This window comes from Amycolatopsis sp. WAC 01416, assembly GCF_003947485.1.
Taxonomy (GTDB): Bacteria; Actinomycetota; Actinomycetes; order Mycobacteriales; family Pseudonocardiaceae; genus Amycolatopsis.
In genome coordinates this window covers 149,751-174,469 of the sequence record NZ_QHHX01000012.1, presented here as the reverse complement: position 1 = coordinate 174,469, position 24,719 = coordinate 149,751, and the positions used below count along the sequence as shown (strand labels likewise).

The window sequence follows — 24,719 nt, the reverse complement described above, 5'->3', positions numbered from 1 at the left end:
ACCCTGCCTGACGCCATTGGTCTATTCGGCCCAACCCGCCAGTGCGCGGGGACGCACCAGTGAAGCACGGACGTGTTCAACGTGTTCGACACAGAGTGCCTTGCACCTCGGGAAAGGTCCAGAGCGTTCGGCCATCCAAGGCACTCTCTTTCACTACATCAGTGGTCCACACCTCACTACCGGTGCATGAGGGTAGCGAACGGGAGGGCCAGATGTAACCCTTCGGTCAAGACGTGCAAGAAGACCCCGTACGGGTCTTGACCCGTTGGCGCTCAGTTGGCAACAAGTCCCCGCCGCGAACACGCCCCGTTGTGTTCACTTCTGACAAACAACCTGTTCGGGTGATCGTTACCACTTGGGATCATGGGATGACCACCCATTGTGAGCGCTGTGTCCGTTCTCTACAGTGGGCCCGTGGCTCGACAAAGAGTCACTTCCGAATTCCACATCAGGCCACGTCATCACGTGTCCCTCCCTTGATCAGGAGCACCCCTTTGCTTGGCTCTGCAAGCTCGAAGAAGGCCTTGAGCGTCAGCCTGGGCCGGCGTGGAGCCCTCGCCTTCGCGATGGCGGCCGTCGTCTCGGTATCGGCCAGCGGCTGCGGCCTCCTCGGCGGCGACGATTCGTCCTCCTCTTCCGGCGGCTCGGGGAACCTCGAGAAGTCGAAGATCAAGGTCGCCGTGATGTCGACCATCGACCTCGCCCCGCTGCGCCTCGCGCAGGACGGCGGCTACTTCAAGAACGAGGGTCTCGACGTCGAGGCCATCGAAGCCGCGACCGGCCAGGTCTCGCTGACGAAGCTGATCGGCGGCGAGGTCGACATCGCGTACGCGAGCTACACGCCGTTCTTCATCGCGATGAGCAAGGGCACCGCGGACATCAAGCTGGTCGCGGACGCCTCCTCCGCCGGTCCGAAGAGCACGATGCTGGTCACCCTGCCGACGTCGACGGTGAAGAGCGTCAGCGACCTGGCGGGCAAGAAGATCGGCATCACCGCGCCGAACACCGTGTCGGACACACTGTCCAAATCGGTCATGAAGGACCACGGCGTCGACGCGAGCAAGGTGCAGTGGGTGCCGATCCCCCTGCCGAACATCGGGACCGCGCTCAAGAACGGTGACATCGATGCCGGCTTCCTGACCGAGCCCTTCATCACCCAGACCGCGAAGCAGGCGGGCACCGTCCCGGTCGTGGACACCGCCACCGGCGCCACCCAGGACTTCCCCACCGCGGGCTACGGGTCGCTCGGCAAGTTCGTGAACGAGAACCCGAAGACCGTGGCCGCCTTCCAGCGCGCCATGCAGAAGGCCACCCGGGACGCGGCGGACCGCTCCAAGATCGAGCCGCTGCTGGTCAAGTACGCCAAGATCGACCAGGACACCGCCGCGCTGACCACACTGCTGACCTTCCAGTCCACCCTGGACCCCCGCCGCATCCAGCGGGTGCCGGACCTGCTCCTGCAGATGGGCGCCATCCAGACCAAGATCGACGTCGGCCCGATGATCGCGCCGCAGACCACCAGTTGATGACACGCGGTTACCCCGAATTGCGGTTCCACCCGTAATTCGATCACTGAAAGTAATGTTGTCCAAGCGGGTGATCCGGTGATCGGGCGAATGGCCTAAAATGATCACCCGCTGACAACACCCATTGTGAGCAGGTGGGCAAATCTCTAAGGTGACCGCGTGCCTGGCGAATCGAAGCCACGACACGGATGAAAAAACCCCAACGGTGATTCATTGTTTCCGAGGAGCTGGCTTTGTTTCGAAACGCCATGAGCAGAAGTGGTGCGCGTAGAGGCCGAGGTGCCGTCGGCGTCGCCCTGAGCGCGCTCATGCTGGCCACGTTGGGCGCCTGTGGCGCCCTCGGCGGCGACGACACGTCCAAAGCGTCCGGTGGTGACGGCTCGCTGGAGAAGTCGAAGATCAAGGTGGCCCTGCTGCCCGTCGTCGACCTCGCGCCGCTGCGGCTGGCTCAGGAAGCCGGCTACTTCAAGGCCGAAGGTCTCGAGGTCGAAGCGGTCGACGCCCCCAGCGGTCAGCAGGCGATGACCAAGATGATCGGTGGCGAGGTCGACATCGCCTTCTCCACCTACATGCCGTTCTTCGTCGCGAAGAGCAAGGGCGCCGCCGACATCCGGCTCGTCGCCGACTCCGTGTCGGCCAGCCCCAAGAGCAACGCGGTCGTCACGGTGCCGAACTCCACGGTCAAGACGATCAACGACCTCGCGGGCAAGAAGATCGCGATCACCGACAAGAACACCGCCTCTCACCTGCTCACCGTCTCGGTGATGAAGGACCACGGCGTCGACACCAGCAAGGTCCAGTGGGTGCCGATGGCGCTGCCGAACATCGCCGCCGCGCTCGGCTCGGGCCAGGTCGACGCGGGCTACCTGCCCGAGCCGTTCCTGACCCAGGCGTCCAAGGTCGTCGGCGCGACCCCGGTCGTCGACATCGCGACCGGCGCCACCACGGACTTCCCCCTGGCGGGCTTCGGCGCGCTCGGCTCCTTCGTGGACAAGAACCCGAAGACGCTGGCCGCGTTCCAGCGCGCACTGGCCAAGGCCGTGCGCGAATCGGCCGACCGCTCCAAGATCGAACCGATGATCGTCAAGTACGCCAAGGTCGACGCCGAAACCGCCTCACTGCTGACGCTGCCGACGTTCGGGGCCACCCTGGACGCCCGCCGGCTGCAGCGCGTGCCGGATCTGCTGCTGCAGACCGGAGTGATCTCGGCCAAGCTCGACGCCGCTCCGATGCTCGCCCCTCAAGCTGGATAAAGGTCAAGGTGCCACGACTTCTCCGTGCTCTGGCCGGTCTGGCCGGTTTCTTCCTCATCTGGGAAGTGATCGTCCAGGCCGGCCTGGTCCGTAAAGAGTTCCTTCCCCCGCCGACCGTCGTCCTCGTGACGATCTTCGAACAGTTCGGCGAGACGCAGTTCATCCGGGACCTGATCGCCACGTTCCTCGCGTGGGCGATCGCCCTGCTGATCGCGGTCGCCGTCGCCGTACCCGCCGGTCTGCTGCTGGGCAGCATCCCCGGCCTGCGCACCGCGACCGCGGTGGTCATCGAGTTCCTGCGGCCGATCCCCGCCGTCGCGCTGATCCCGCTGGTGCTCCTGCTGATCGGCGGTGGCCCCGAAGCGAAGATCACGCTGGCCGTGTACGCGTCGTTGTGGCCCATCATGTTCAACACGATCTACGCGCTCGGCGAGATCGACCCTGTCCTGCAGGAGACCGCGAAAGCCTGCGGTACCAGCAAGTTCCGGACGTTGACGTCGGTGGCGCTGCCGCATACCGCGCCGTTCGTGTTCACCGGGGTCCGGCTGTCCGCCAACATCGCGCTGATCGCGGTGGTCAGCACCGAATTCCTCGCCGGGGCCAAACTCGGCATCGGCAACTTCATCATGCAGGCCAGCACCGGCTCCACCAGGTTCGACCTCGTGCTCGCGGGCACCGTGGTGGTCGGCGCGCTCGGCTTCCTCATCAACGGCGGGCTCGAGATGATCGGCAGGCGGGCGTTCCGCTGGAGCACGGTCGACCGGGAGGCGGTCTCGTGACGACCCTCACGCTGACCAGCCGCGTCGGCAGGCGCGTGGGCCGGGGTATCGGCATCCTCGTCCGCAACTGGCTGCTCTTCTTCGCCCTGCTCGGGATCTGGGAGCTCGCGACCCGGCTCGCGGAGAGCCCGTTCTTTCCGCCGCCGACCGAAATCCTGACCGCCTCGGCGAAACTGTGGTTCACCGGTCCGGCCTCACAACTGTTCCTCACCGACACCGTCTTCGCCAACGTCCTGCCGAGCCTCGGCCGGACACTCGGCGGCTGGCTGCTGGCCGGCGCCCTCGGCGTCGCGCTGGGGGTCATGCTCGGCCGGTCCAAGACCGGGATGGACTACGTCGGACCGCTTTTCGCGTTCTTTCGCTCGGTGCCGCCGCCCGCGCTGATCCCGGTGTTCATCGTCCTTTTCGGACTCGGGCCGGGCATGCAGACCGGATCGATCATCTTCGGCGCGATCTGGCCGGTGCTGCTCAACACCGTGGACGGGGTCCGGTCGGTGGACCAGGTGAAGATCGACACCGCGAAATCGTTCCGGACCCCGCGGTCGTACTGGGTGCGCTCGATCGTGCTGCCCGCCGCCGGGCCGAAGATCTTCGCGGGGCTGCGGCTGAGCCTGTCCATTTCCCTGCTGCTGATGGTGATCTCGGAACTGGTCGGCTCCTACAACGGCATCGGCCGGTCACTGATGGACGCCCAGCAGGCGTTCGACTTCCCGCTCATGTGGTCGTGGCTGGTCCTGCTCGGGCTCCTCGGCTTCGGGTTCAACGCGGCCTTCCTCGCGGTGGAGCAGAGAGTGCTCCGCTGGCAGCCCACCCGCAACGGCCGTCTCTAGTTTTCGAAGGGTCAGCAAGATGTCAACCATGCTCGAAGTCTCCGGGCTGAACCACCGTTACGGCGCGGGAGAAAAGGCGCACATCGCGGTCAACGATCTGTCGTTCACCGTGGAAGCGGGACAGCTCGCGAGCATCGTCGGCCCGTCGGGCTGCGGCAAGTCGACGCTGCTGCGCTGCATCGCCGGGTTGATCAAGCCGACGTCCGGCCGCGTCAGCCTGCACGGCGACGACGTCTCCGGCGTGCCGGAGGATCTGGCCGTGGTGTTCCAGGACTACAGCCGCTCACTGTTCCCGTGGCTCTCGGTCGCGAAGAACGTCGAATTCCCCTTGCGGTGGCGTAACTTGAGCCGCTCGGAGCGCCGGACGCGGGCGCAGGAGGCGCTGGATTCGGTCGGCCTTTCCGAAGTCGGCTCGAAGTTCCCGTGGCAGCTCTCGGGCGGTATGCAGCAGCGCGTGTCGATCGCGCGAGCGCTGGCCAGCCGCCCCGCCCTGCTGCTGATGGACGAGCCGTTCGCGTCGGTCGACGCGCAGACGCGATTCGAACTCGAGGACCTGACCCGGCGCGTGCAGCGCGAGAACGGCAGCACGGTTCTCGTTGTCACGCACGACATCGACGAGAGTGTCTACCTCTCGGATCGGGTGCTGGTGCTGTCGAAGTCGCCCGCCAAGATCGTCGCGGATCTGCCGGTCGGGCTGCCCGCGGAGCGGGACCAGATCACCACGCGCGAGTCCGCCGAGTTCGTGACGCTGCGCGGTGAAGTGGCGCGGCTGCTGCACGGTGGCACCCCCGAGAACGCCGCCGCTGTCACTGCGGCTTCCGACGCGGCCGAGTACGAACTCGCGCAGCAAGACGCCGAAGCCGACGCTGCCGCCTCCGAGGTGCGCGCGAAGAGCTGACGCGTCGAGGGGATGACCAGATGCGCGGTTCGCGACGAGGGTCGTGAGTGGCGATTCGGGTTCTAACCGAGCCTCCTCTTAGGTGCCTACTGCGTGACCTGCGGCGGTTCTTGCGTGATGCCTGGTTTGAAGTACATGAAGGTCCCCTTCCTGTACTTAGGCGCAAGGATGGGGTCCTTCATGCGCTGTCGCTGTGGCGCTGAGGCTCACGGTGGCGTTCCTGCCCGGCCGTGGCAGCGGGGCCGCCTCGGCCCAGGCTGAGGCGGGCCGGTGTGTCGTGAAGGGCCCCTTTGAGACCTTCAACGTCTCAAAGGGGCCCTTCACGACATCCCCACGACCGCGAAAGCTCACGTGAGCGCCTCTGGCCGGAGTCCTTCACGGACCGGCCTGGCATCAACCGCAGCGGAACCACGTAGGTACCTAAGACCCCCTTGGCTCTAACCCGAATCGCCACTCACGACCCCCCTGCAAATCCGCACAAATCGGGCTCTGCCGTCTCGGAAAGTGTCCCTTATGGACAGTCGAGAAGGCGCCAGGCCCTGGCCCTGCCGCCAACCCCGGCACACGACACATTTGCCTTACGCCTCGACAAGTACATGAAGGCCCCCTTCACGTACTAGCAACGGCTTCACAACGCCCAAATAGCGAAGGCCTCCTTGCCTGCCTTGATGGCGGGAAAGGAGGCCTTCGCTACATCACGAGGCGGCCCCAGCGCCTCAGTACAGCGTGCGCGGGTTCGCGTCGATGCGGACGTGCACCAGATGCGGCCGCTCGTCCGGCAGCGCGGCTTCCAGCGTCGGCTTGAGGTCTTCGGCCTTCTCGACGACCGACGTTCCCAGCCCCAGGCTCTTCGCCAGCGCGGGGAAATCGATGCCACCGAGGTCGACGCCCGGCACCTTCTCGCCGCCCGCGGCCTCGCCGAGGATGCGCACGGCGGCGTACTGCGAATTGTCGAAGATCACGAACGTCACCGGCAGGTGGTGCTGCGCCGCCGTCCACAGTGCCTGGACGCAGTACATGCTCGACCCGTCGCCGAGGATGGCGACGACCTTGCGGTCCGGACGGGCCAGCGCGACGCCGACGGCGGCGGGCAGGCCGTAGCCCAGGGTGCCGCTGGCGACGGTGAAGAAGCCAGAGTCGGTGGACTTGATCGGCAGGTGGTCGTGCAGTTCGTTGCGGTGGCTCGGGGTCTCTTCGACGACGATCGCGTTGTCCGGCAGGACTTCCGAGATTACCGAGTAGGCGAAGCTCGGCGTGATCGGGGTGACCGCGGCGGGCTTTTCCAGCCGGGTGCGGGATTTTGGCGCCTCCCGCGGCGTGGCGCGCTCCAGCAGCGCGCGGATCGCGAGCTTCGGCGTCGCGCGGATGCCGGTGCCAGCCTCGGCCCTGGCGAGGACCTGCTCGTCGGAGTTGACCAGGAACAGCGGCGGCATCGAGATCTCCGACTCGCCGCGGTACACGTGGTAGATGAACGCCGGAGCGCCGATGACGACCACGAGGTCGTGGTCGATCAGCGCGCTCGCGAGCGCTTTGCGTTCCGGCTGCAGGAAACCGAAGAACTGCGGGTGGTCCTCGGGGAACGAGCAACGCGCCGCCATCGGCGACGCCCAGACGCCCGCGCCGACCTTCTCGGCCAGCTCGACGAGATCCGGTACGGCGCCCTCGTCGTCGACACCCGCGCCGACCACGATCGCCGGATGCTCGGCGGCGTCCAAAGCGGACACCAATTCGTCCAAAGCGGACGGATCGGGCGCGAAACCGCGGATCGTCGGCCGGGAGACGATCGGCTTCGTGGTCTCGACGTCCCAGTCGTCCACCGGCACCGAGACGAACACCGGCCCCATCGGCGCCTGGGTCGCGACGTGATACGCCCGCGCCAGCGCCGCCGGGACGTCCTCGGCCCTCGCCGGTTCGCAGCTCCACTTCACGTACGGCTTGGGGAAGTTCGCCGCCTCGACGGCGCCGAGGAACGGATCGTCCGGCAGGAGCGACCTGGTCTGCTGGCCGGCGACGATGATCAGCGGCGCGTTGTTGCGGTACGCGGTGAAGATGTGCCCGAGCGCGTGGCCGACCCCGCCGGCGGAGTGCAGGTTCACCAGCGTCGCCCGCCTCGTCGCCCGCGCGTACCCGTCGGCCATCGCGACGACGGACGCCTCGTGGAGCGCGAGCACGTAGGTGAAGTCGTCCGGCCACTCCGTCAGGAAGGCGATCTCGGTCGTGCCGGGATTGCCGAAAACGGTGGTCAGGCCGAGATCGCGCAGCAGTTCCCTGGTCGCGTCACGTACGGTGCGGGTAGCCATGACCACACGGTATCTGGTCGGAACCCGATAGTTGAAGATGCAACCTCGTATCACCGTATGTGGTCTGGACCTGACCCCTTGCATACGGTCTGGCGCGGGCGCGATGCGGCGAAGGCCTCCTTGCCGACTTCGAGGGTCAATGCCAGGAGTTCGACCGTATCCGGAAGTACGTGAAGGCCCCCTTCCTTGCGTCTGGCGCAAGGAAGGGGGCCTTCACGTACTTCCGGATACGGGCCTGCCTACTCCTTGACCAGAGCCGCCCACTCGCGAACGGCCGCGACGTCCACATCGGACTCCCAGCCGCCGGGACGGACCGCGCTGCCGACGTGGAACGCGCCCACCCCACCGGCCCGCAGCAGATGCACCTGCTGCGCCCGCAGGCCCCCGCCGACCAGCAGCCGCGGCCCGTCCGAACGGCGGGCGAGCTGCTGCAGCACCGAAAGTCCGTGCGCCACGCCGTGCGGATGCCCGGCCGCGAGCACCGTGTCGCAGCCGAGCGCGGTCAGCTGATCGTAGGCGCGCAACGGGTCCCGCGCGCGGTCGATGGCGCGGTGGAAGGTCCACGGCAGCCCGTCGAGTTCCTTGACCAAGGTCTCGCAGGCGTCGACGTCGATTTCGCTTTCCAGGTCCAGGAAACCGAGCACGAACTCCCGGGCGCCCGCGTCGATCAGCCGCACGGCGTCCACGCGCAGTCCGTCGAGATCACCGGCGGCGAAGGACATGTTGTCACGCAGCATGACCCGCACCGGAAGGTCGGTGGCGGCGAGTACGTCGCGCAGCGTCTCGACCGACGGCGTGAGACCGTCGCTGGCCATGTCGCTGACCAGTTCGAGGCGATCGGCCCCGCCATCCTGTGCGCGCTCCGCGTCCGCCGCGGTCAGCGCGATCACTTCCAGCAGGCCGGTTTTCGGGCTCATGGACCTTCCAATTCGCTCAGTGTCTGTCGGTGAACCCGCGGCGGCCGCGATGGAGGCGGGTTCAAGCTCAGGGTCGCCTTCCGGGTACATCGCAGCTCCGCACATTCGCTCAATCCGAAGGGTTGTCTTCACCCCTGGCGTGGCGACCGCGCCGGAATCCGCCTTGCAGGCTGGTCATCCGTTCGCGGACCGCTTCGGGGGAAAGTGAGAGTATCGGCCTCTCCCCTCGCGGCTTCTCCGGCCTGTCGTCCTGCGACCGGGCCTCGGGAACGACGGCGGGGAGCACCGGCCAGGTCTCCTCCACCCCGTCCTCTTGTTCCAGCTCGGCGGGTGTCGGCCAAGCGGGTTCCGGCTCCGGCTTCTTTTCCTTCGGCGGCACCGGCTTCAGCGTCGGCTCGGTCGGCTCGTCCGGGTCCTGCGCCGGTTCCTCCCGCGCGGCGCTCTCCTCGGCCGCCTTCACCGGTTCGAACGAGGGCAAGGAGGGCGGGCCGGGTTCGGCGGGCGAAGGCCCTTCGCGCGGGCCGCCGTGGTCGAACCACTGCGAAAGCACGCTCTGGTACTTGGGCATCCGCTCGGTCGGCGAGTCCAGCTCGAGATGGTTGACGGCGTCGTCGTCCGAAGAAGGCCACTCCGGCTGGGTCTCGCGTTCGACGACGGGAGCGCGCCGCAGCGGCCCGGGATCCAGCACCGGCGCGGCGAACCGCGACTCCTCGACGCTCTCCTGGAGTTCGGGCAGCGGCGGGACTTCCAGCGGCGGCTCGGGTTCCGGCTCGGGAACGACGACGACGGGCGGGGGCTCCGGCAGCTGGGCGGGCTGGGGCGCTTCGACGATGAGCGCGGCGGGCACGACGACCACCGCGGTGATCCCGCCACCGTCGGCGGACCGCAGGCGGACGTCGATCCGGTGCCGGACGGCCAGTGTCGCGACCACGAACAGGCCCATCCGCCGGGAGACCTCGACGTCGACGTCCGGCGGGTTCGCCAGCCGCGCGTTGGTGCGGTCGATCTCCGCCTGCGGCATCCCGGCGCCGTGGTCGGTGATGTCGATCTGCCATTCGCCGCGTTCGGTCTCGTGCCCCTCGACCTGCACCATCGTGCTCCGGTCCGAATAGCGGGTCGCGTTCTCCAGCAGTTCGGAGACCACGTGCACGAGGTCGTTGACGGCTTCGCCGCGCACCGCGATCCGCGGCGCGGCGCCGAGTTCGATCCGCTGGTAGTGCTCGACCTCCGAGAGCGCGGCGCCGATGATCTCGTCGGCGACGACGGCGCCACCGTCCTCACGGACGACGTCGGTCCCGGAGAGCACCAGGAGGTTCTCGCTGTTGCGGCGCATCCGGGTCGCGAGGTGGTCGAGCTCGAAGAGGCCGGCGAGCGTGTCGGGATCCTGTTCGTCGGCCTCCATGCGGTCCAGCACGGACAGCTGCCGCTCGACCAGATCCTGGCTCCGCTGCGACAGGTTCACGAACATCGCGTTGATGTTCTCCCGCAGCATGGCCTGTTCCCCGGCGAGCCGGACCGCCTCGCCGTGCACCGCGTCGAACGCGCGCGCCACCTGGCCGAGTTCCTCTCGGCTGAACACCGGGACCGGCGCGACGGCCAGCCGGCGCCGCAGGTTCTCCGGCTGCGGTTCGGGATCGCTGAGCAGACCTTCGACGGCCGCCGGGAGCTGGTGTTCGGCGACCTGGAGCGCGCTGCGGCGCAGGATCCGCAGCGGCCGCAACAGCGAGCGCGCGATGATCACGGACAGCACGCCGGCGACGAGCAGGACGCCGAGGACGATGCCGCCGTCCCAGATCGCGGACGTTCTCGCCTGTGCCGCGAGGGCGTCGGTGCGTTCCTGCAACTGGACCAGCAGCGCCTGCTGCACCTGGTGGGCCAAATTGACCGTGTAGGTGGCCGAGGTGTCCCACTGGTTCGGGTCCAGGCCGCCGAGCCCCTGATCGTTCTCGGCGCGGATGAGCGCCGACTCCACCATGTCGTTGCCGATGTCGACGATCAGGCCGATCACCGTGTCGTCGTACATCCGCTGCTGCTCGGGTGTCGCGAAGGTGCGGTAGTCGTTGCGGGCGGCGGCGAGTTCGGCCTCCGCGCCGAGGAGCGCGCGGGTCCGGTCGCGGTTGAGACCGCCCTGGGCGAGCGCGGCCGCCATGATCGCGCGCTTGACCGACATCTGATCCTTGACCCGCGCGAGGGCGTTGCCCGCGAGGCGGAGCTTCCCCAGATCCGGATCGGACACGTCGGCGGCGGTGGCATCGCTGATGTCGAGCAGGCCGGAGATCAGTTCGCTGTAGGAACGCAGCACCGCGTCGGCGGGAAAAGCCGAGTGTTCCGCGGAAAACCGGAGTCCGGTGAGCACACGCAGGCGGTCGCTGGTCAGTTGCAGACTCGTCGCGGCCTTGTCGCCGAGCCTGTTCTTGCTTTCGCCGAGGGTGCGGTCGAACGTGCCGATGGCTTCGTCGGCACGTTTGCGCTGCTCGGTCAGTTCGGACACGTCGCCCTTGCGATCGCCCGCGACGAACCGGACGGTGAGGTCCCGTTCACGCTGGAGCTGGTGCACGGCTTCGGCGACGGTGCTGTCGACCCGGCCGCGGGTGGCGAATTCGGCCAGCTGCCGGGCGTCACGCAGATCCGAGTCGACCCGGAGCCCGACGAGGGCGACCACCGCGAGCGCGGGGATCAGGAGCACCACGAAGAGCTTGGTACGCAGGTGCCAGTTCCGGAGCCGCCATCGTCCGCCGACACGAGGATGCCGTTCCGCCGCGTCGCCCCCACGGGGACGCTTGTCGCGACGGGCCACCTGGTTTCCTTTTCCCACCACGGGACCCTTTCCCATGGCTGACATCGGGGACGAGAGCCCGAACCTACTGTAGAGTAACAAGGTTCGAGGACGATCGAAAGCCGCGCAATCCGGCGTCTCCCGCAGGCGATCGTATGGGGCACGGACCATACGATCCAGAAGGAGGAGCACATTCTCTCGGTAGGTGAGCGGTGACGAAGATGCGCGTCTTGGCGATTCCGCTGGTAGCGGCCCTGCTGGCGACCGCCGGTTGCGGAGTGTTTTCAGGTGGTGACGCAAGCACCGACGCGCCACTCGAACGGACGGAACTACGCGTCGGCGTCGGAAGCCCCATCGACACGGCACCCCTGCGGGTCGCCGTCGCCGAAGGGAAGTTCACCGCCGCGGGCCTTTCCGTCACCCTCGTCGACGTTCCCGGCGACCAGGCGATCGGCAAGCTCGCCGCGGGCGAAGTCGACATCGCGTTCGCCAGCGACGTCTCGATCTTCCGCGCCGCCGCGGCCGGGACACCACTGCAACTCCAGGGCGAGGCCTACACCGCCGGCCGCAACACCATGGCGCTCGTCACACTCCCCGGCTCCGACTACACCGAGCCGACGCTCAAGAAGTCACCGAAGATCGCGGTGAACATGCTCGACGACATCGGCGTGCTGGCCGCCCGCTCGGTCTTCGGGACCGCGGGCATCGACGTCACCAGGATCCAGTTCGAACAGCACCCGTTCGACCGGATGCCGCAGGCGTTGCAGGCGGGCGAAGTCGACGCCGCGTGGATGGTGGAGCCGTACATCACCAGGGCCGAGAAGGAACTCGGGGCGAGCATCCTCGCCGACGGCGCCCGCGGCGCGACCCTGGACTTCCCGATGTCGGCCTACGTCTCGTCAGGGGCCTTCGGCCAGGGCAACGCCCGCACGCTCGCGGTGTTCCGGAAGGTGCTCGGCGAAGCGCAGGTGCGAGCGGCCGACTCCGCCGTCGTCCGCGACGCGCTGCCGACGTTCTCCGACATCGACCGCACCACGGCTTCGCTGATCTCGCTCGGGACCTACCCGGTCTCCCTCAACGGCATCCGGCTGCAACGCGTCGCCGATCTGATGCACAACTCGGGCATGATCGGCGCCCGGCTCGACGTGCAGGCGCTGGTGCCGCGGCCTTGAGCCGATGCCCGGCGCCAGTCCCGCTGGTGCCAATGGCTCATTCGGCGCGCCCAATGTGGCATTGGGGACGCTGAGCGTCTCCGATGCCACATTGGGCGCGCCCAGGCCTGGCTTGGAAACCCGATCAAGACCGCGTCTCTAGATGTTCTCCCCGGTCGGCCGCAAACACACTGTGCGCTCAGGCGGCCCGGTGTAGTGCAGCGCCGTGTCGTCCGACGAACAGGCGCTCTCCGACGACCCCCGCGTCACGACTGCCCGCGCCTCCGCGCTGATGTCCGTGCAGCGCACCTTCGCGATCCGCGTCTCGTGAACGACGTCGCGCAGGCAGTCCCCGGTCTCGACGTTCAGCGCCAGGCAGAGCGTCTTTTGGGCCTTCTTGCTCGACGAACTCCCGTACAGCTCGAACTGGATGTAGTCGGAATCGCGGCAGTCGGACGAGCCCGTGCGCACCTCGTCGACGCGAAAGGTCGCACGGCTCGACGTGCAGCTGGCGGTCGTGTAGCTCTGGTTGCCGCCCGCCTCGTCGGTCAGGTACAGGCATTTGCCCGCCTCGACCTTGGCGTACCTGCTCGACTGCGAAATCCCCCAGGCGGCCAGGCTCCCCAGGCCCAGCGCGGCGACGACGCCGAGCACGATCGAAACCTTGGCAGGCACACTCAGCGGTCGCGGCTTCGGGAACGGTGTCGGCGGTCCCACCTCCGGCATCGGAGGCAGCGGCGCGGGCGCGTTGAACGGGTCGTACTCGGGCGGGCCGCCGGTCGGTGTTGTCGTCAAGGTCCCCTCCTCCTCACCTGACGCACATCCTTCCACCAGCGGTGCCGCGACGGGAGCCGGTGTGGCCGGAACGTATAAAGGACGATGTGACCGATGGCCCGCTGATCGTCCAATCCGACAAGACCGTGCTCCTCGAGGTCGACAACAGCCAGGCCGACGACGCGCGGATCGCCATCGCGCCGTTCGCCGAACTGGAACGCGCGCCCGAGCACGTCCACACCTACCGGATCACGCCGCTGGCGTTGTGGAACGCCCGTGCGGCCGGCCACGACGCCGAACAGGTCGTCGACGCGCTGACGTCCTACTCACGGTTCCCCGTGCCCCAGCCGCTGCTCATCGACATCGTCGACACGATGGGCCGGTTCGGCCGGTTGCAGATCGCCAACCACCCGGCGCACGGCCTGGTCATGTCGACCATCGACCGCGCGGTGCTGGAGGAGATCCTCCGGCACAAGAAGATCAGCCCGATGCTGGGCGCGCGCATCGACGAGGACACCGTCATCGTGCACCCGTCCGAACGCGGACGGCTGAAGCAGGCGCTGCTGAAGGTCGGCTGGCCCGCGGAGGACCTGGCGGGCTACGTCGACGGCGAGGCGCACCCGATCGAACTGGCCGAGGTCGACTGGGAGCTGCGCGACTACCAGCGCAAGGCCGCCGAGGCGTTCTGGGCGGGCGGGTCCGGCGTCGTCGTGCTGCCCTGTGGCGCGGGCAAGACGCTGGTCGGCGCCGCGGCCATGGCGCACGCGAAGGCGACCACGCTGATCCTGGTGACGAACACCGTCGCCGGACGGCAGTGGAAGCGGGAGCTGATCGCGCGCACCTCGCTCACCGAGGAGGAGATCGGCGAATACTCCGGGGAGAAGAAGGAGATCCGGCCGGTCACCATCGCGACGTACCAGGTGGTCACGCGTAAGACCAAGGGCGAGTACCGGCACCTGGACCTGTTCGACTCGCGGGACTGGGGCCTGGTGGTCTACGACGAGGTCCACCTGCTGCCCGCGCCGGTGTTCCGGATGACCGCGGACCTCCAATCGCGGCGGCGGCTCGGGCTGACAGCGACCCTGGTGCGCGAAGACGGGCGCGAAGGCGACGTGTTCTCCTTGATCGGCCCGAAGCGATATGACGTCCCCTGGCGCGACATCGAGGCGCAGGGCTGGATCGCGCCGGCGGAATGCACCGAAGTCCGGGTGACCCTGACGGACGCCGAGAGGCTCGCCTACGCGACCGCCGAGGCCGAGGAGCGGTACAAACTGGCGGCGACCGCGGACACCAAGACCAAGGTGATCAAATCGCTGGTCGACCGGCATCCTGGCGAGCCGACACTGGTCATCGGGGCCTACCTCGACCAGCTGGAGATGATCGGCGACGAACTCGACGCGCCGGTGATCCAGGGCGCGACCCGGAACAAAGAACGCGAGGAACTGTTCGACGCGTTCCGGCGCGGTGAGATCAGGACGCTGGTCGTTTCGAAGGTCGCGAACTTCTCGATCGACCTGCCGGAGGCCTCGGTCGCGATCCAGATCTCCGGGACGTTCGGCTCGCGGCAGGAAGAGGCCCAGCGGCTCGGACGGCTCCTGCGGCCCAAGGGCGACGGACGGCAGGCGCACTTCTACTCGGTCGTCTCGCGGGACACCGTCGACACGGAGTACGCGGCGCACCGGCAGCGATTCCTGGCCGAACAGGGCTACGCGTACCGGATCGTGGACGCGGACGACCTGCTGCGCCCCATGTAGGGACCCGGGCCTGGCCCGCGAAAAGAGAGCAAGGGACCTTTGCTATCGCTTCGCTCCCGGCGGCCTCGAAGTCCGTGAAGGCCTCCTTCACTACCTTCAGGGTAGGTAAGGAGGCCTTCACGGAACGGCCTCCACGGTCGACCACAACCAGAATCCAGCCCGCCTGACCACGATTGCTCGCATGGAGCGCCGGAAGGTGTGAAGGTCGAGTTTCCTCGGCTGAGCCGAGGAAAGGGGTCCTTCACGCGCCGCTTGTGGCGCTGCCGACCATGCGAATGTCCACTGTGGACACTCCTTCCGTGGCCACTGTGACACCAGTGACTCATGAGGCGGCACCCGCGACATCCCGCAAACGGGGTATCGAAAACTGTCGGTGCTTCGAACTAGTGTTCGGGTAGAGTTGACCGAACACCAGTTCGAGGGGAAGCCGATGACGATCGCACCGTTCCGCCCGGGTACGCCGCCCGTCCAGACCCTGCCGCCCGGCCGGTGGCACGGCCGGATCTGGGTTTCGGATCTGCCTTTGGCCAGGCCGGAGCGCTACACCGGCTGCGTCGCGGAGTTCGACCGCTCCGGGCTGTGGCCGGTGCTGATCCCGCACGACCAGCGTTTCGCGGCCAACGGCGAGGACTGGATCGACGACCGCGGCAGGCTCGCTCCCGCCGATCACCGGATCTCCTCGGTGGATCCGGCGGAGGTGCTGGCCCGCTGGTGGGACACGTCGTGCTGCGACGGCGCCTGCCTGCGCCCGTTCGGCGCGAAGTTCCCAGGGCTGGCCCGCCGTCCGTCGCGCCGGGCGGATCCGCTGGCCGAGGCGGGCAACACCGGTTCGATCCTCGCCGCGCGCGGGCAGCATCGGCTGGCGCTGGTGCAGACCGAGCGGCCCGCCGACATCCCGGCGATCCTCGGCTGGACGGGCATGATCAAGGCGACCGATCAGGTCCATGAGCTGTCCGCGGTCCTGCGCAGCTGGGAAGACCGGTTCGGCGCGACGCTCACGGTGCTGGGCTTCGATTCGATGGAGCTGTCGGTGGCCGCGCCGCCGCGCACCCAGGGCCGCGCGCTCACGGTCGCCGCCGAGCACCGTTCGTTCTGCCTGCCCGCGTTCGCCGGTCAGCCGGGCAATCTGCGCGAATTCGCTTCCAGTCTGGTCCAGACCCGCAGGTGGCGGTTCTCGTGGGCGTGAGGGCGCGTTTGCGCGCGCGGGAGAGGGGGAATCAGGGCAACGCGGGAAGGCGGTGATCGACGTCGCGGAGCTCAGGATCGGCACTTCGGGCTGGCGCTACCCACCGTGGCGCGGGGACTTCTACCCTCGCGGCCTGGTGCAGCGGCGCGAGCTGGAATACCTGTCGTCCCGGATGAACTCGGCGGAGATCAACGGCTCGTTCTACTCGCTGCAACGTCCCGAGCGGTACCGGGCGTGGGCCGAGCAGACACCGGACGACTTCGTCTTCGCCGTCAAGGGCGGCCGCTTCATCACGCATATGAAGCAGCTGCGTGACGTCGAGACGCCACTGGCGAACTTCTTCGCGTCCGGCGTGCTGGCGCTCGGCCGGAAACTGGGTCCGTTCCTCTGGCAGTTGCCACCGCGGCTGACGTTCGACGCCGAGCGGGTCGAGGGGTTCTTCGAGCTGTTGCCGCGCACCAGTCACGCCGCCGCCGAGCTCGCGCACAAGCACGACGACAAGCTGAAGGCCGGACCGCACACCGATCCGAAGCCGCGCCGGAAGCTCCGGCACGCCGTCGAAGTACGGCATCCGAGCTTCGCCGAGCCCGAAAGCCTCGCACTGTTCCGGAAACACGGCATCGCGCTCGTGGTCGCCGACACCGCGGGCAAGTTCCCGTTCGTCGACGAGATGACGAGCGACGAGTTCGCGTACGTCCGCCTGCACGGCGACGAGGAACTGTACGTCAGCGGGTACAGCGACAAGGCCTTGAAGCAGTGGGCCCGGAAGATCAAGGGCTGGAGCCGCGACACGTACGTCTACTTCGACAACGACGTCAAGGTCGAGGCGCCGAAGAACGCGATCGCCCTCGCGGAACTCCTGGCTTGACCGCGCACGCTGCACAGTCAGCGCGCAGTGAGCGGTGTCCTGTTAGGTAGGGCCTGAGGTCACGGGCGTACTCGCGTGCTGCGACTGGGGGTCGGCACGCCGGTCGCCCGTGCCTCACTCCGCCTTGACCGCGTCGCTCACGAGCGAGGCCAGCTTCGTGCGGACGTCCTCGGCGTCCGGATGCGACAGTTCGGTCAGCACCCGGACCGAGCGCAGCCAGCATTCACGTGCCGCCGGGGGATCACCGCGCCGCAGATGGATTCCGCCGAGCTGCGCCAGCACGTCGGCCGCCTCGTAGAGCTCGCCGTGGGCGAAGAACATCTCGACGGCCTGCCGCATACAGGCGATGCCCTCGTCGCCACGGCCGAGCCCGACGAGCGCGATGCCCTTGGTGTGCAGGGTGAAGCGGGCTTCGTCGGGGAGCGCGTGCGCCTCCAGCGCCAAGGCCTGATCGGCGAAACCGAGGGACTGCTCGAAGCGGCCCGCCTGGGCGCAGATGTCGCCGAGGGCCTGCAGCGCGCTGGCCTCCATGCCGGCGCCGACGTTGCTCTCCCGGATGAGCCGTAACGCGCGCGTCCCGTATTCCCAGGCCGTGTCGGGGTCCTGGCTGGCCAGCGTGAGGTTGTAGAGGGCCCGCGCCTCGCCTTGCCGGTCGCCGACCTGCCGCTGCAGTTCGACGACCTGCTCCAGGTAGGCGATGCTGTCTTCGTATTGGCGGGCGACCCCACAGGCCACTCCGAGTCCGCTGAGGATGGCGGCCTCACCGGAGCGGTCCCCCATGTCACGGGCGGCGCGGAGCGCCACGCCGAACACCGAACGCCAGTCCTCCAGCCGGGACCGCACGATGAAGTACGACTGCAGCAGCCACGCCAGCTGCCAGCACTCCCGGTACCGCCGCTCCCGGTACGCGACGTTCACCGCGGCGATGAGGTTGCCCGCCTCCTCGTCGAACCAGTCGAGCGCCTGTTCGTAGTGCCCGAACTTCAGTCCGGCGCCGTCGAAGCGCTCCGGTTCGACGAGCCGGTAGTGCCGGTCCGAACGCAAAAGCCGCGACGCGTTCAGCGCCGAAGCGAGCGACGCGTGGAGCAGCCTGTCCAGCACGCCCTTCCGCGCCTCGGGTCCGTCGAGTTCCGCCGAGAGTTCGGCCGCGTACGCGCGGATGAGGTCGTGGAACTGGTACCGGCCGGGCCGGGACCGCGCGATCAGGTGCGCGGAGGCCAGTTTCGCCAGATCCTCGTGCGCTTCCGCGATGTCGACCCCGGCCACCGCCGCGGCCGCGGCCCCGCTGAAGTCGCCGCCGGTGGGCAGGCCGAGGAGCCGCAGCATCCGCGCGGCTCGTTCGTCGAGCGCCCGGTACGAGTACGAGAAGACGGCCCGGATGTTCGTCTCGTCGCCGTCGGCGAGGTCGAACGAGCCCAGCCTGTCCTGTTCGGCTTCGAGCAGCCGGACGAACTCCCGCAGCGGGAGGTCCGGGAACTGCGCCGCCCGCACGGCGAGGATCCGGATGGCCAGCGGCAACCCGCCGCAGTACCGGACGAACCGTTCGGTGGCCTCGGGGTCTTCGGTGACCCTGTCCAGCCCGATCGTCGAAGCGACGAGGGCGATCGCGTCCTCGTGCGGCAGCTCCCCCAGCGCGACGCGACGCGCGCCGTGGGTCGCCACGAGCGCCTGCAACTGCCAGCGGCTGGTCACCAGCACCAGACAGCCGGGGCCGGGCAGCAGCGGCCGGATCTGTTCGGTGCTCGCGGCGTTGTCGAGCAGGATGAGCATCCGGCGGCCCGCGCTGTGGGTGCGCCAGGTGGCCGCGCGACCGTCGGCGCCGGCCGGGATCCGGTCGGCGGGGACACCGACGGAGACGAGCATGGTTTCGAGCGCTGCGGCGGCTTCGACCGGCTCGCCGGGACCGTATCCACGCAGGTTGAGGTACACCTGTCCGCCGGGGAAGCGATCGCCGACCTCGTGCGCGAAGTGGATGGCGAGGGTCGTCTTGCCGATGCCGCCCATCCCCTCGATCGACGCGATGGACGTCGACCGCTCGGTGTCCAGCGCTTCCGGGACGAGTTCGTGCAGTGCCTTGAGGTCGCGCTGCCGACCGGAGAACACCCGCAGATCCGCGGGCAGCTGACGCGGGATCAGCGGTTCGGAGCCGAGCCGGTACCGCGTCAGCTCGGAGTCCAATGTGGTCTCGCCGGACTCTTCGCCGGTCAGGATCGCGTGGTGCGCCCGCCGCAGTGACGCGCCGGGATCCAGGCCGAGTTCTTCGGCCAGCACCGCGCCGATCCGGCGGTAGACGTTCAGTGCCTCGGCCTGTCTGCCGGAGCGGTAGAGCGCGATCATCAGCTGCTCGTGCAGCCGCTCCCGCAGCGGGTTTTCGCGGCACAACCTGGTCAACTCGGGGACGACCGCGGCGTGATCGCCGAGGGCGATGAGCGCGTCGGCCCACTGCTCGCGGACGCGTAGCCGCTCTTCGCCTAGCTGGTCGGCTTCGTCCCGAAGCAGCGCTTCGGAGTGGACGTTCTGCAGCGCCGGGCCGCGCCATTCGGCCAGCGCGGCGGCGAACCGGTCCGCGGCGCGGCGCGGATCGCCGTCTCCCGCGGCCCGCGCTCCCTCCGCGGCGAGCGCGCGGAAGCGGGCGAGGTCGAGCAGGCTTTCGTCAAGTTCGAGCAGGTAACCGCCGCGTTCGGTGCGGATGGTGACCTCGTCGCCGAGCGCGCGACGGACCCGCAGGATGTAGGTCTGCAGGGCTCCTTTGGACCGCCGCCGGTCGTCCGGCCACAGCCAGCGGCCCAGTTCCTCGACCGTCACCACCGTGTTCGCGCGCAGCAACAGGCCTGCCAGCACGATGAGCGGCCTGCTGCCACCCAACGGAACCGGCAGCCCGTCGGCCGTGACCTCGGTGGGCCCCAGCACGCGAAAGTCGAGTGCCACGTCGCTCATTCTGTCCGTTATCGCGTGAATCGGCACATGATTCCAACGGTGGCATGATCGGTGTCGATGGACGTCTACGCGATCCCCCTGCGCACACGGTTCCGCGGCATCACCGTCCGTGAAGGACTGCTGATCCGCGGCGACGCGGGCTGGGGCGAGTTCTGCCCGTTCTCCGACTACTCCGACGCCGAAAGCGCGCCGTGGCTCGCCTCCGCGCTGGAGGCGAGCGAACGCGGATGGCCGTCGCCGGTGCGGGAGAGCGTCGAGGTGAACGCGACCGTCCCGGTGGTGCCGGCGGAGCAGGCGTACGAACTCGTGTCCGCGTCGGGCTGCCGAACGGCGAAGGTGAAGGTCGCCGACCCGCGGGTGAGCCTCGCCGAGGACTGCGCCCGGGTGGAGGCGGTGCGGGCAGCGCTGGGTCCGAGGGGCGCGGTTCGCGTCGACGCGAACATGGCCTGGGACGTGGACACCGCGGTCAAGGCCATCGGTGAACTGGACCGAGCGGCGGGCGGGCTCGAATACGTCGAGCAGCCGTGCCCGTCGATCGAAGAACTGGCGGACGTCCGGCGCCGCGTCGGCGTGCGGATCGCCGCGGACGAATCGATCCGCCGGGCCGAAGACCCGCTCAAGGTGGCCGTGGCGGGCGCGGCCGACATCGCCGTGCTGAAGGTCGCGCCGCTGGGCGGGGTCCGGCGCGCGCTGGAGGTCGCCGAAGCCTGCGGCCTGCCGTGCGTGGTGTCCTCCGCCGTCGAGACGAGCGTCGGGCTCGCCGCCGGGCTGGCGCTCGCGGGCGCACTGCCCACTTTGGACTTCGCCTGCGGTCTGGGCACGATGTCCCTGCTGACCGGGGACGTCTGCGGCGCTTCACTGTCCCCTGTGGACGGACGTCTGCCGGTGCCGCTCCAGGCTCCCGCCCCGGACCTGTTCGCCGCGCATGCCGCCGCCCCGGAGGTCCGCGCGGCATGGGAAGCCCGGTTCACCCGCGTCCGCGCCCACCTCAGATGAGATGAAGGACGCTTTCATTGCAAATTTTGCAATGAAAGCGTCCTTCATCTCACGCTGCCGGACCGGGAAGGCTCGGTCAGCCGCAGTGCTCCAGCGGGGACTCGTAGCTGGCCGACCCGGCCGAGCCGCCCCACCTGACGCACTTCGCACCGGCGGCCGCGCTCACCGGACCCGCGTAGTACTCGAAGCTGCCGGAATCACTCTTGCGCGCCGAACCCTCCACTTCGAGGAAGGCCGAAACCGCGCTGCCCGTGCCGACCGAGGTGGACTTGATGGTCGTGACGCAGTTGTTCTTGTTCGTGCCGTTGTACAGCAGGTACGTCGTCGCCGCGCTGCCGAGTGCCTGCGAGTCGATGACCTTGTAACCGTCGCCGCACACCTCGACGGCGTCGTACGGGTTGGGGTTCCCGTTGCCGCTGCAGGTGTTCTTGGAGGTGACGTTGGCGTTGGGGTAGCCGAACTTCACACCGTTGAAGTACGCGGGCTTGATGTTGCTCGGCCACGACGAGTCGTTGGTGCGGACTTCGTAGTGCAGGTGGGGGCTGATGTTGTTGCCCGGCTTGGAGGTGTTGCCCACCTCGCCGATCTTCTGCCCCTGCGCGACCTGCGCGTTCAGCGCGACCGAACGGACCTTCAGATGCGCGTAGTAGGTCGACCATCCTCCGCCGTGGTCGATCTTCACCAGGTTGCCGAAGCCGTTCTCCGAACCCTGGTGCGCCGAGATGACGACCTTGCCCGCCGCGGCCGCGACCACGGTGTCGCCGAGGTCCGCCCCCGCCGAACTGCCGCGGTTGAAGTCGATTTCGTAGGCCCGGTGCGCGCTGCTGTTGTCGTTGTCGCCGTTCCACACCTGGTTGCAGGGGAACGGGAGCTGGAAGTTGGGGCGCGGTCCGACGGCGGCCTCGGCCGACGTCGCGGTGATCGCCAGCCCGGCCATGCCAAGCAAGGCGGTGGCGGCCGCCGTGACCACTCGTCTGAATCTCATCGGATGTCCTTTCTCGGCGCTTCGTGAGAAGCGTCCCGAAAGGGCGTACAAGCGAGATACAAACGACCACGAGCCCTCCTGGCCGAGGGGACCAGGAGGACTCGCGCCGCCTCCGCACCGGATCCGTCCGCGTCTTCCCCGTTCCGGTGCGGGTGTCTCAGCCGACCCGCTCGATGGTGGCCCGGCGGATCAGGAACTTCCCGGGTTCGCGGACCTGTTCGAAGGCCGCGTTGTTCAGCAGCGCGCAACTGCCGGAAACGCCCGTGACCTCGACGGTCGTGGACTTGTCGTTGTCCAGGTTCGTCACTTTCAGCTTGGTGCCCGGCGGGAACTCGCTGCTGGACGCGGCGGGCGCGCTGGCCTCGCCGGACAGCGTCACCGTGGAACCAGGGCAAACGACTTCGCCTTCACCCGCCACTGCTTCTTCCATCCCGGCGTCCTGCTCGGCGGCCGGGTTCTGCGCTTGTTCGCCGCCGTCCGCCAATACCTCTTCGGTGCAACCCGCGGCTTCGCGGCGTTGCTGGATGAGGTCGACGACGGCCTGCCGGTTCGCGATCCGCGCCGCGGAGACGGCGTCCGGATCCGCCTGCTGGCCCGCGATGAAATCGAGGTTGCTTTGGAGAGCGGTGTCCAGTCCCTGACAGCTTTCCGCGGCTTGCCCGTCCGGAGTGCTGACCGCGAACATCACCGCGGCGATGGCGGCCACCCCGAGAACGGACGCGATGCCGATCGTCGCACGCTTGCGGTGTTTCCCGGCGCTGTTCATCATCGATGTCTTCCTCCGGTCTGAGTCCTCCTCACCCACATCCAGGGATACGGATGGGTAACGGAAGTGGTTCAAACCGGTTTCAGCCGAGCCAGGGTTTCGCGATGCGCGCATAGGTGCCGTCGTTCAGCGCGAGGTGCAGCCACTGGTCGGCCCACTCCTTGAACACGACGTCGCGCGGCAGCAGGTACGCCTTCTCGGAGAAGGTGAACGGCCGGTCGGGATGCACCGCGCACAGCCGCGGATCCTGCTTCGCCTGCCAACGGGTTTCCGTCGCGTCGGTGATCATCAGATCCGCGCGACCGGCGAGGATCTCGGCGAAGATGGTGTTGTTGTCCGGATGGCGCACGATGGTCGCGCGTTCGAGGTTCGCGTCGGCGAACTGTTCGTTGGTGCCGCCGGGGTTCACGATGACGCGGACGCCCGGCTGATCGATCTGCTCCACGGTCTGGAACCGCTTTTCGTTCTCGCACAAGGTGATCGGTGTCTTGCCGTCCCGAAGATAGGGAACGGTGTAGAAGCCCTTCTTCGCGCGGTCCAAGGTCACCGACACGCCACCCATCGCCAGGTCGCATTTCCGCCCGACGTCGTCGGCGATTGCCTTCCACGTGGTCTGAACCAGTTGGAGCCGGACGCCGAGCCGCTTCGCGAGGTCGCCCGCGAGGTCGATGTCGATCCCGCTCCACGAGCCCGCGGCGTCGCGATAGGTGAACGGGCGGTAGTCCCCCGTCGAACACACGCGGAGCTCGCCGCGGGCCTGCACGACGTCGAGCCTGCTTTGCGCGCCATGGCCTTCGGGCGCGGCGCCTGCCGTGCCGATTCCCAGCACGGTGAGCACCGCGACCCCGAAGATGAGCGCTTTCGCCTTGATCGTCATCAAGGCATCTTCCATGCCCTGAGGTAGGTCCGCACCAGCCAATCGTCGACCCAGCCGGTGTCCGGTTCCGCCGGCAACGGCGACGCCACGCGCACGAGCTCGTCGAGACGGCGTTCGAGGGACTCGGCCGCCTCCAGTGCTTCCTCGCGGGTTTTCTTGCCCTGCCTCAGCTCACGGAGCCAGCTCAGCCACGGTTCGGGGACCGGCAGCGTGATCCGTCCGGTCTCCAGCAGCTCCACACCCTGCACGCCGAGGCGCACCATGTGCATGGCGAACTTCGTGTCGAAGCCGTACTTCTCGATCAGCTCCGGCCGCCCCGGCTTGCCCCGCAGTCCCAGCATCCGCTCGCGCTGTGCGCACGATCTCGTTCTCGGGCACGAACAACGGCAACAGGACGGTCGGGTTCCCGCTGACCGCGAGGCGCAGCCACTTACGCAGCGAGTAGACGATCAGGTCCAGGTCGCCGGGACCGGACCGGACGCCTTCGGGCTGCGTGCGGAAGATGTACTGCTCGAACCGCTTCAGGCCGATCACGTGGTCCGGCGGCTCGATTCAGATGCCGAGTTCGTCCCGGTCGTCCTGGCCGAGCACGGCGGTGCCGTGCAGCCCGGACCCGACCTGGCAGCGCAGGATCGTGCCCTGCTCGGCGATGGCGGCGAATTCGGGGCTGTCGTGTTTCACCCGGCAAGTTGTACTCGCGCGGATACCCCGGGAGCATCCGGTTTTCGCGCCCCTCAGGGTCGGATTCCAGGGTCGGGTCGGGGCCGTTCCCCGATGTGCCGGGGGTCGTCCCGGGGCGACCATGGAGCCATGACGAACAGCGTGGCCACCAAGAAGCTCTACCGCAGCCGTACCGACAAGATGCTCGCGGGCGTCGCCGGCGGCTGGGCCGCCTACCTCGGCGTCGACGCGGCGATCCTGCGCATCGCCCTAGTGGCGGGCGTCTTCTTCACCGCCGGATTCGCGATCCCGGTCTACGCCGCCGCGTGGTTACTGACTCCGGAACAGCCCGGCGAATCCTGAGCGAGGGGCAAGGGGACGAGGTGAAGAGCCCGGACAGGGGGATGTCCGGGCTTTTCGCTTTTCCTCCGGTTCGGCCGCGCGATCGCGCCTTCGCCGTTACACTCCCCATGACTTTGTCACAGG

22 protein-coding genes and 1 pseudogene are annotated in these 24,719 nt (G+C 68.3%); 11 read left to right on the top strand and 12 right to left on the bottom strand.

Features of this window, described 5'->3' with window-relative positions:
- Positions 1-448: 448 nt before the first annotated feature.
- Positions 449-694: a hypothetical protein gene (locus DL990_RS42510; RefSeq protein WP_370305767.1), complete on the bottom strand. Its 246-nt coding sequence runs from the start codon at positions 692-694 to the stop codon at positions 449-451.
- On the opposite strand from DL990_RS42510, the gene DL990_RS35505 reads away from it, so the two are divergent.
- The 5 genes from DL990_RS35505 (at position 684) to DL990_RS35485 (ending at position 5,286) form a co-directional block, all read left to right on the top strand.
- Positions 684-1,526, top strand: a complete 843-nt coding sequence (locus DL990_RS35505; protein WP_370305769.1) for an ABC transporter substrate-binding protein — start codon at positions 684-686, stop codon at positions 1,524-1,526. The genes DL990_RS42510 and DL990_RS35505 overlap by 11 nt on opposite strands.
- A gap of 308 nt (positions 1,527-1,834) precedes the next feature.
- A complete protein-coding gene (locus tag DL990_RS35500; RefSeq protein WP_125782289.1) occupies positions 1,835-2,779 on the top strand; it encodes an ABC transporter substrate-binding protein in 945 nt (314 codons plus the stop codon).
- A gap of 8 nt (positions 2,780-2,787) precedes the next feature.
- Positions 2,788-3,558 (top strand): ABC transporter permease, encoded by a 771-nt coding sequence (locus tag DL990_RS35495; protein WP_125782106.1) that lies wholly within the window; start codon positions 2,788-2,790, stop codon positions 3,556-3,558.
- Complete coding sequence (locus tag DL990_RS35490; RefSeq protein ID WP_125782108.1) at positions 3,555-4,388, top strand: ABC transporter permease; 834 nt, start codon at positions 3,555-3,557, stop codon at positions 4,386-4,388. The genes DL990_RS35495 and DL990_RS35490 overlap by 4 nt, the downstream gene beginning before the upstream one ends.
- A gap of 19 nt (positions 4,389-4,407) precedes the next feature.
- Positions 4,408-5,286 (top strand): ABC transporter ATP-binding protein, encoded by an 879-nt coding sequence (locus tag DL990_RS35485; RefSeq protein WP_125782110.1) that lies wholly within the window; start codon positions 4,408-4,410, stop codon positions 5,284-5,286.
- A 716-nt stretch (positions 5,287-6,002) separates the two neighbouring features.
- On the opposite strand, the gene mdlC is transcribed toward DL990_RS35485, so the two are convergent.
- The 3 genes from mdlC to DL990_RS35470 all read right to left on the bottom strand — a co-directional run bounded on the left by mdlC (position 6,003) and on the right by DL990_RS35470 (position 11,300).
- Positions 6,003-7,586 (bottom strand): benzoylformate decarboxylase, encoded by a 1,584-nt coding sequence (gene mdlC, locus DL990_RS35480; protein ID WP_125782112.1) that lies wholly within the window; start codon positions 7,584-7,586, stop codon positions 6,003-6,005.
- Positions 7,587-7,825: 239 nt separating this feature from the next.
- On the bottom strand, positions 7,826-8,503 hold the full coding sequence (locus DL990_RS35475; RefSeq protein ID WP_125801318.1) for a copper homeostasis protein CutC: 678 nt from the start codon (positions 8,501-8,503) through the stop codon (positions 7,826-7,828).
- Between the two features lie 109 nt (positions 8,504-8,612).
- Positions 8,613-11,300: a nitrate- and nitrite sensing domain-containing protein gene (locus tag DL990_RS35470; RefSeq protein ID WP_199746730.1), complete on the bottom strand. Its 2,688-nt coding sequence runs from the start codon at positions 11,298-11,300 to the stop codon at positions 8,613-8,615.
- Between the two features lie 191 nt (positions 11,301-11,491).
- On the opposite strand from DL990_RS35470, the gene DL990_RS35465 reads away from it, so the two are divergent.
- Entirely contained in the window at positions 11,492-12,451 is a 960-nt protein-coding gene (locus DL990_RS35465; RefSeq protein WP_125782118.1) for an ABC transporter substrate-binding protein, read from the top strand.
- 138 nt (positions 12,452-12,589) lie between these two features.
- On the opposite strand, the gene DL990_RS35460 is transcribed toward DL990_RS35465, so the two are convergent.
- Positions 12,590-13,225 (bottom strand): hypothetical protein, encoded by a 636-nt coding sequence (locus DL990_RS35460; RefSeq protein WP_125782120.1) that lies wholly within the window; start codon positions 13,223-13,225, stop codon positions 12,590-12,592.
- Positions 13,226-13,311: 86 nt separating this feature from the next.
- Here DL990_RS35460 and DL990_RS35455 point away from each other — a divergent pair, with 86 nt between their 5' ends.
- From DL990_RS35455 to DL990_RS35445, 3 genes are all read left to right on the top strand, one after another.
- On the top strand, positions 13,312-14,958 hold the full coding sequence (locus DL990_RS35455; protein WP_125782122.1) for a DNA repair helicase XPB: 1,647 nt from the start codon (positions 13,312-13,314) through the stop codon (positions 14,956-14,958).
- A gap of 430 nt (positions 14,959-15,388) precedes the next feature.
- Positions 15,389-16,144, top strand: a complete 756-nt coding sequence (locus DL990_RS35450) for a DUF4253 domain-containing protein (RefSeq protein ID WP_125782124.1) — start codon at positions 15,389-15,391, stop codon at positions 16,142-16,144.
- A 52-nt stretch (positions 16,145-16,196) separates the two neighbouring features.
- Positions 16,197-17,012, top strand: a complete 816-nt coding sequence (locus DL990_RS35445) for a DUF72 domain-containing protein (RefSeq protein WP_125801316.1) — start codon at positions 16,197-16,199, stop codon at positions 17,010-17,012.
- A gap of 114 nt (positions 17,013-17,126) precedes the next feature.
- Here the strand turns inward: DL990_RS35445 and DL990_RS35440 are convergent, their stop codons facing one another.
- Positions 17,127-19,949 (bottom strand): BTAD domain-containing putative transcriptional regulator, encoded by a 2,823-nt coding sequence (locus DL990_RS35440; RefSeq protein ID WP_125801315.1) that lies wholly within the window; start codon positions 19,947-19,949, stop codon positions 17,127-17,129.
- A 57-nt stretch (positions 19,950-20,006) separates the two neighbouring features.
- Between DL990_RS35440 and DL990_RS35435 the strand changes: the two genes are divergently transcribed.
- Positions 20,007-20,945 (top strand): o-succinylbenzoate synthase, encoded by a 939-nt coding sequence (locus tag DL990_RS35435; protein ID WP_125801314.1) that lies wholly within the window; start codon positions 20,007-20,009, stop codon positions 20,943-20,945.
- 76 nt (positions 20,946-21,021) lie between these two features.
- On the opposite strand, the gene DL990_RS35430 is transcribed toward DL990_RS35435, so the two are convergent.
- The 6 genes and pseudogenes from DL990_RS35430 to DL990_RS42245 all read right to left on the bottom strand — a co-directional run bounded on the left by DL990_RS35430 (position 21,022) and on the right by DL990_RS42245 (position 24,254).
- Entirely contained in the window at positions 21,022-21,930 is a 909-nt protein-coding gene (locus DL990_RS35430) for a M23 family metallopeptidase (RefSeq protein WP_233620671.1), read from the bottom strand.
- Between the two features lie 157 nt (positions 21,931-22,087).
- Positions 22,088-22,699, bottom strand: a complete 612-nt coding sequence (locus DL990_RS35425; RefSeq protein ID WP_125801313.1) for a hypothetical protein — start codon at positions 22,697-22,699, stop codon at positions 22,088-22,090.
- 79 nt (positions 22,700-22,778) lie between these two features.
- Positions 22,779-23,573 (bottom strand): transporter substrate-binding domain-containing protein, encoded by a 795-nt coding sequence (locus DL990_RS35420; RefSeq protein ID WP_125801312.1) that lies wholly within the window; start codon positions 23,571-23,573, stop codon positions 22,779-22,781.
- The gene (locus tag DL990_RS42255) at positions 23,573-23,914 is read right to left on the bottom strand and encodes a nucleotidyltransferase domain-containing protein (protein WP_255431417.1); all 342 of its coding nucleotides are present in this window, start codon (positions 23,912-23,914) and stop codon (positions 23,573-23,575) included. Before DL990_RS42255 ends, DL990_RS35420 begins: the two co-directional genes overlap by 1 nt.
- 64 nt (positions 23,915-23,978) lie before the next feature.
- A pseudogene (locus DL990_RS42250) lies at positions 23,979-24,107 on the bottom strand (nucleotidyltransferase); the annotation flags it as partial.
- A gap of 18 nt (positions 24,108-24,125) precedes the next feature.
- Positions 24,126-24,254 (bottom strand): hypothetical protein, encoded by a 129-nt coding sequence (locus tag DL990_RS42245; protein WP_255431416.1) that lies wholly within the window; start codon positions 24,252-24,254, stop codon positions 24,126-24,128.
- A gap of 129 nt (positions 24,255-24,383) precedes the next feature.
- On the opposite strand from DL990_RS42245, the gene DL990_RS35410 reads away from it, so the two are divergent.
- A complete protein-coding gene (locus DL990_RS35410; RefSeq protein WP_125782136.1) occupies positions 24,384-24,596 on the top strand; it encodes a PspC domain-containing protein in 213 nt (70 codons plus the stop codon).
- The last annotated feature ends 123 nt before the right edge of the window (positions 24,597-24,719 follow it).

Excerpts from the sequence above, each read along its gene's own strand:
- DL990_RS42255 (WP_255431417.1), bottom strand. The coding sequence starts at position 23,914 with ATGCTGGGACTGCGGGGCAAGCCGGGGCGGCCGGAGCTGATCGAGAAG.
- DL990_RS35420 (WP_125801312.1), bottom strand. The coding sequence starts at position 23,573 with ATGACGATCAAGGCGAAAGCGCTCATCTTCGGGGTCGCGGTGCTCACC.
- DL990_RS35435 (WP_125801314.1), top strand. The coding sequence starts at position 20,007 with ATGGACGTCTACGCGATCCCCCTGCGCACACGGTTCCGCGGCATCACC.
- DL990_RS35410 (WP_125782136.1), top strand. The coding sequence starts at position 24,384 with ATGACGAACAGCGTGGCCACCAAGAAGCTCTACCGCAGCCGTACCGAC.
- DL990_RS35505 (WP_370305769.1), top strand. The coding sequence starts at position 684 with ATGTCGACCATCGACCTCGCCCCGCTGCGCCTCGCGCAGGACGGCGGC.
- DL990_RS35425 (WP_125801313.1), bottom strand. The coding sequence starts at position 22,699 with ATGATGAACAGCGCCGGGAAACACCGCAAGCGTGCGACGATCGGCATC.
- DL990_RS35485 (WP_125782110.1), top strand. The coding sequence starts at position 4,408 with ATGTCAACCATGCTCGAAGTCTCCGGGCTGAACCACCGTTACGGCGCG.
- DL990_RS35450 (WP_125782124.1), top strand. The coding sequence starts at position 15,389 with ATGACGATCGCACCGTTCCGCCCGGGTACGCCGCCCGTCCAGACCCTG.
- DL990_RS35500 (WP_125782289.1), top strand. The coding sequence starts at position 1,835 with ATGCTGGCCACGTTGGGCGCCTGTGGCGCCCTCGGCGGCGACGACACG.
- DL990_RS35475 (WP_125801318.1), bottom strand. The coding sequence starts at position 8,503 with ATGAGCCCGAAAACCGGCCTGCTGGAAGTGATCGCGCTGACCGCGGCG.
- DL990_RS42510 (WP_370305767.1), bottom strand. The coding sequence starts at position 694 with ATGGTCGACATCACGGCGACCTTGATCTTCGACTTCTCGAGGTTCCCC.
- mdlC (WP_125782112.1), bottom strand. The coding sequence starts at position 7,586 with ATGGCTACCCGCACCGTACGTGACGCGACCAGGGAACTGCTGCGCGAT.
- DL990_RS35430 (WP_233620671.1), bottom strand. The coding sequence starts at position 21,930 with ATGAGATTCAGACGAGTGGTCACGGCGGCCGCCACCGCCTTGCTTGGC.
- DL990_RS35440 (WP_125801315.1), bottom strand. The coding sequence starts at position 19,949 with ATGAGCGACGTGGCACTCGACTTTCGCGTGCTGGGGCCCACCGAGGTC.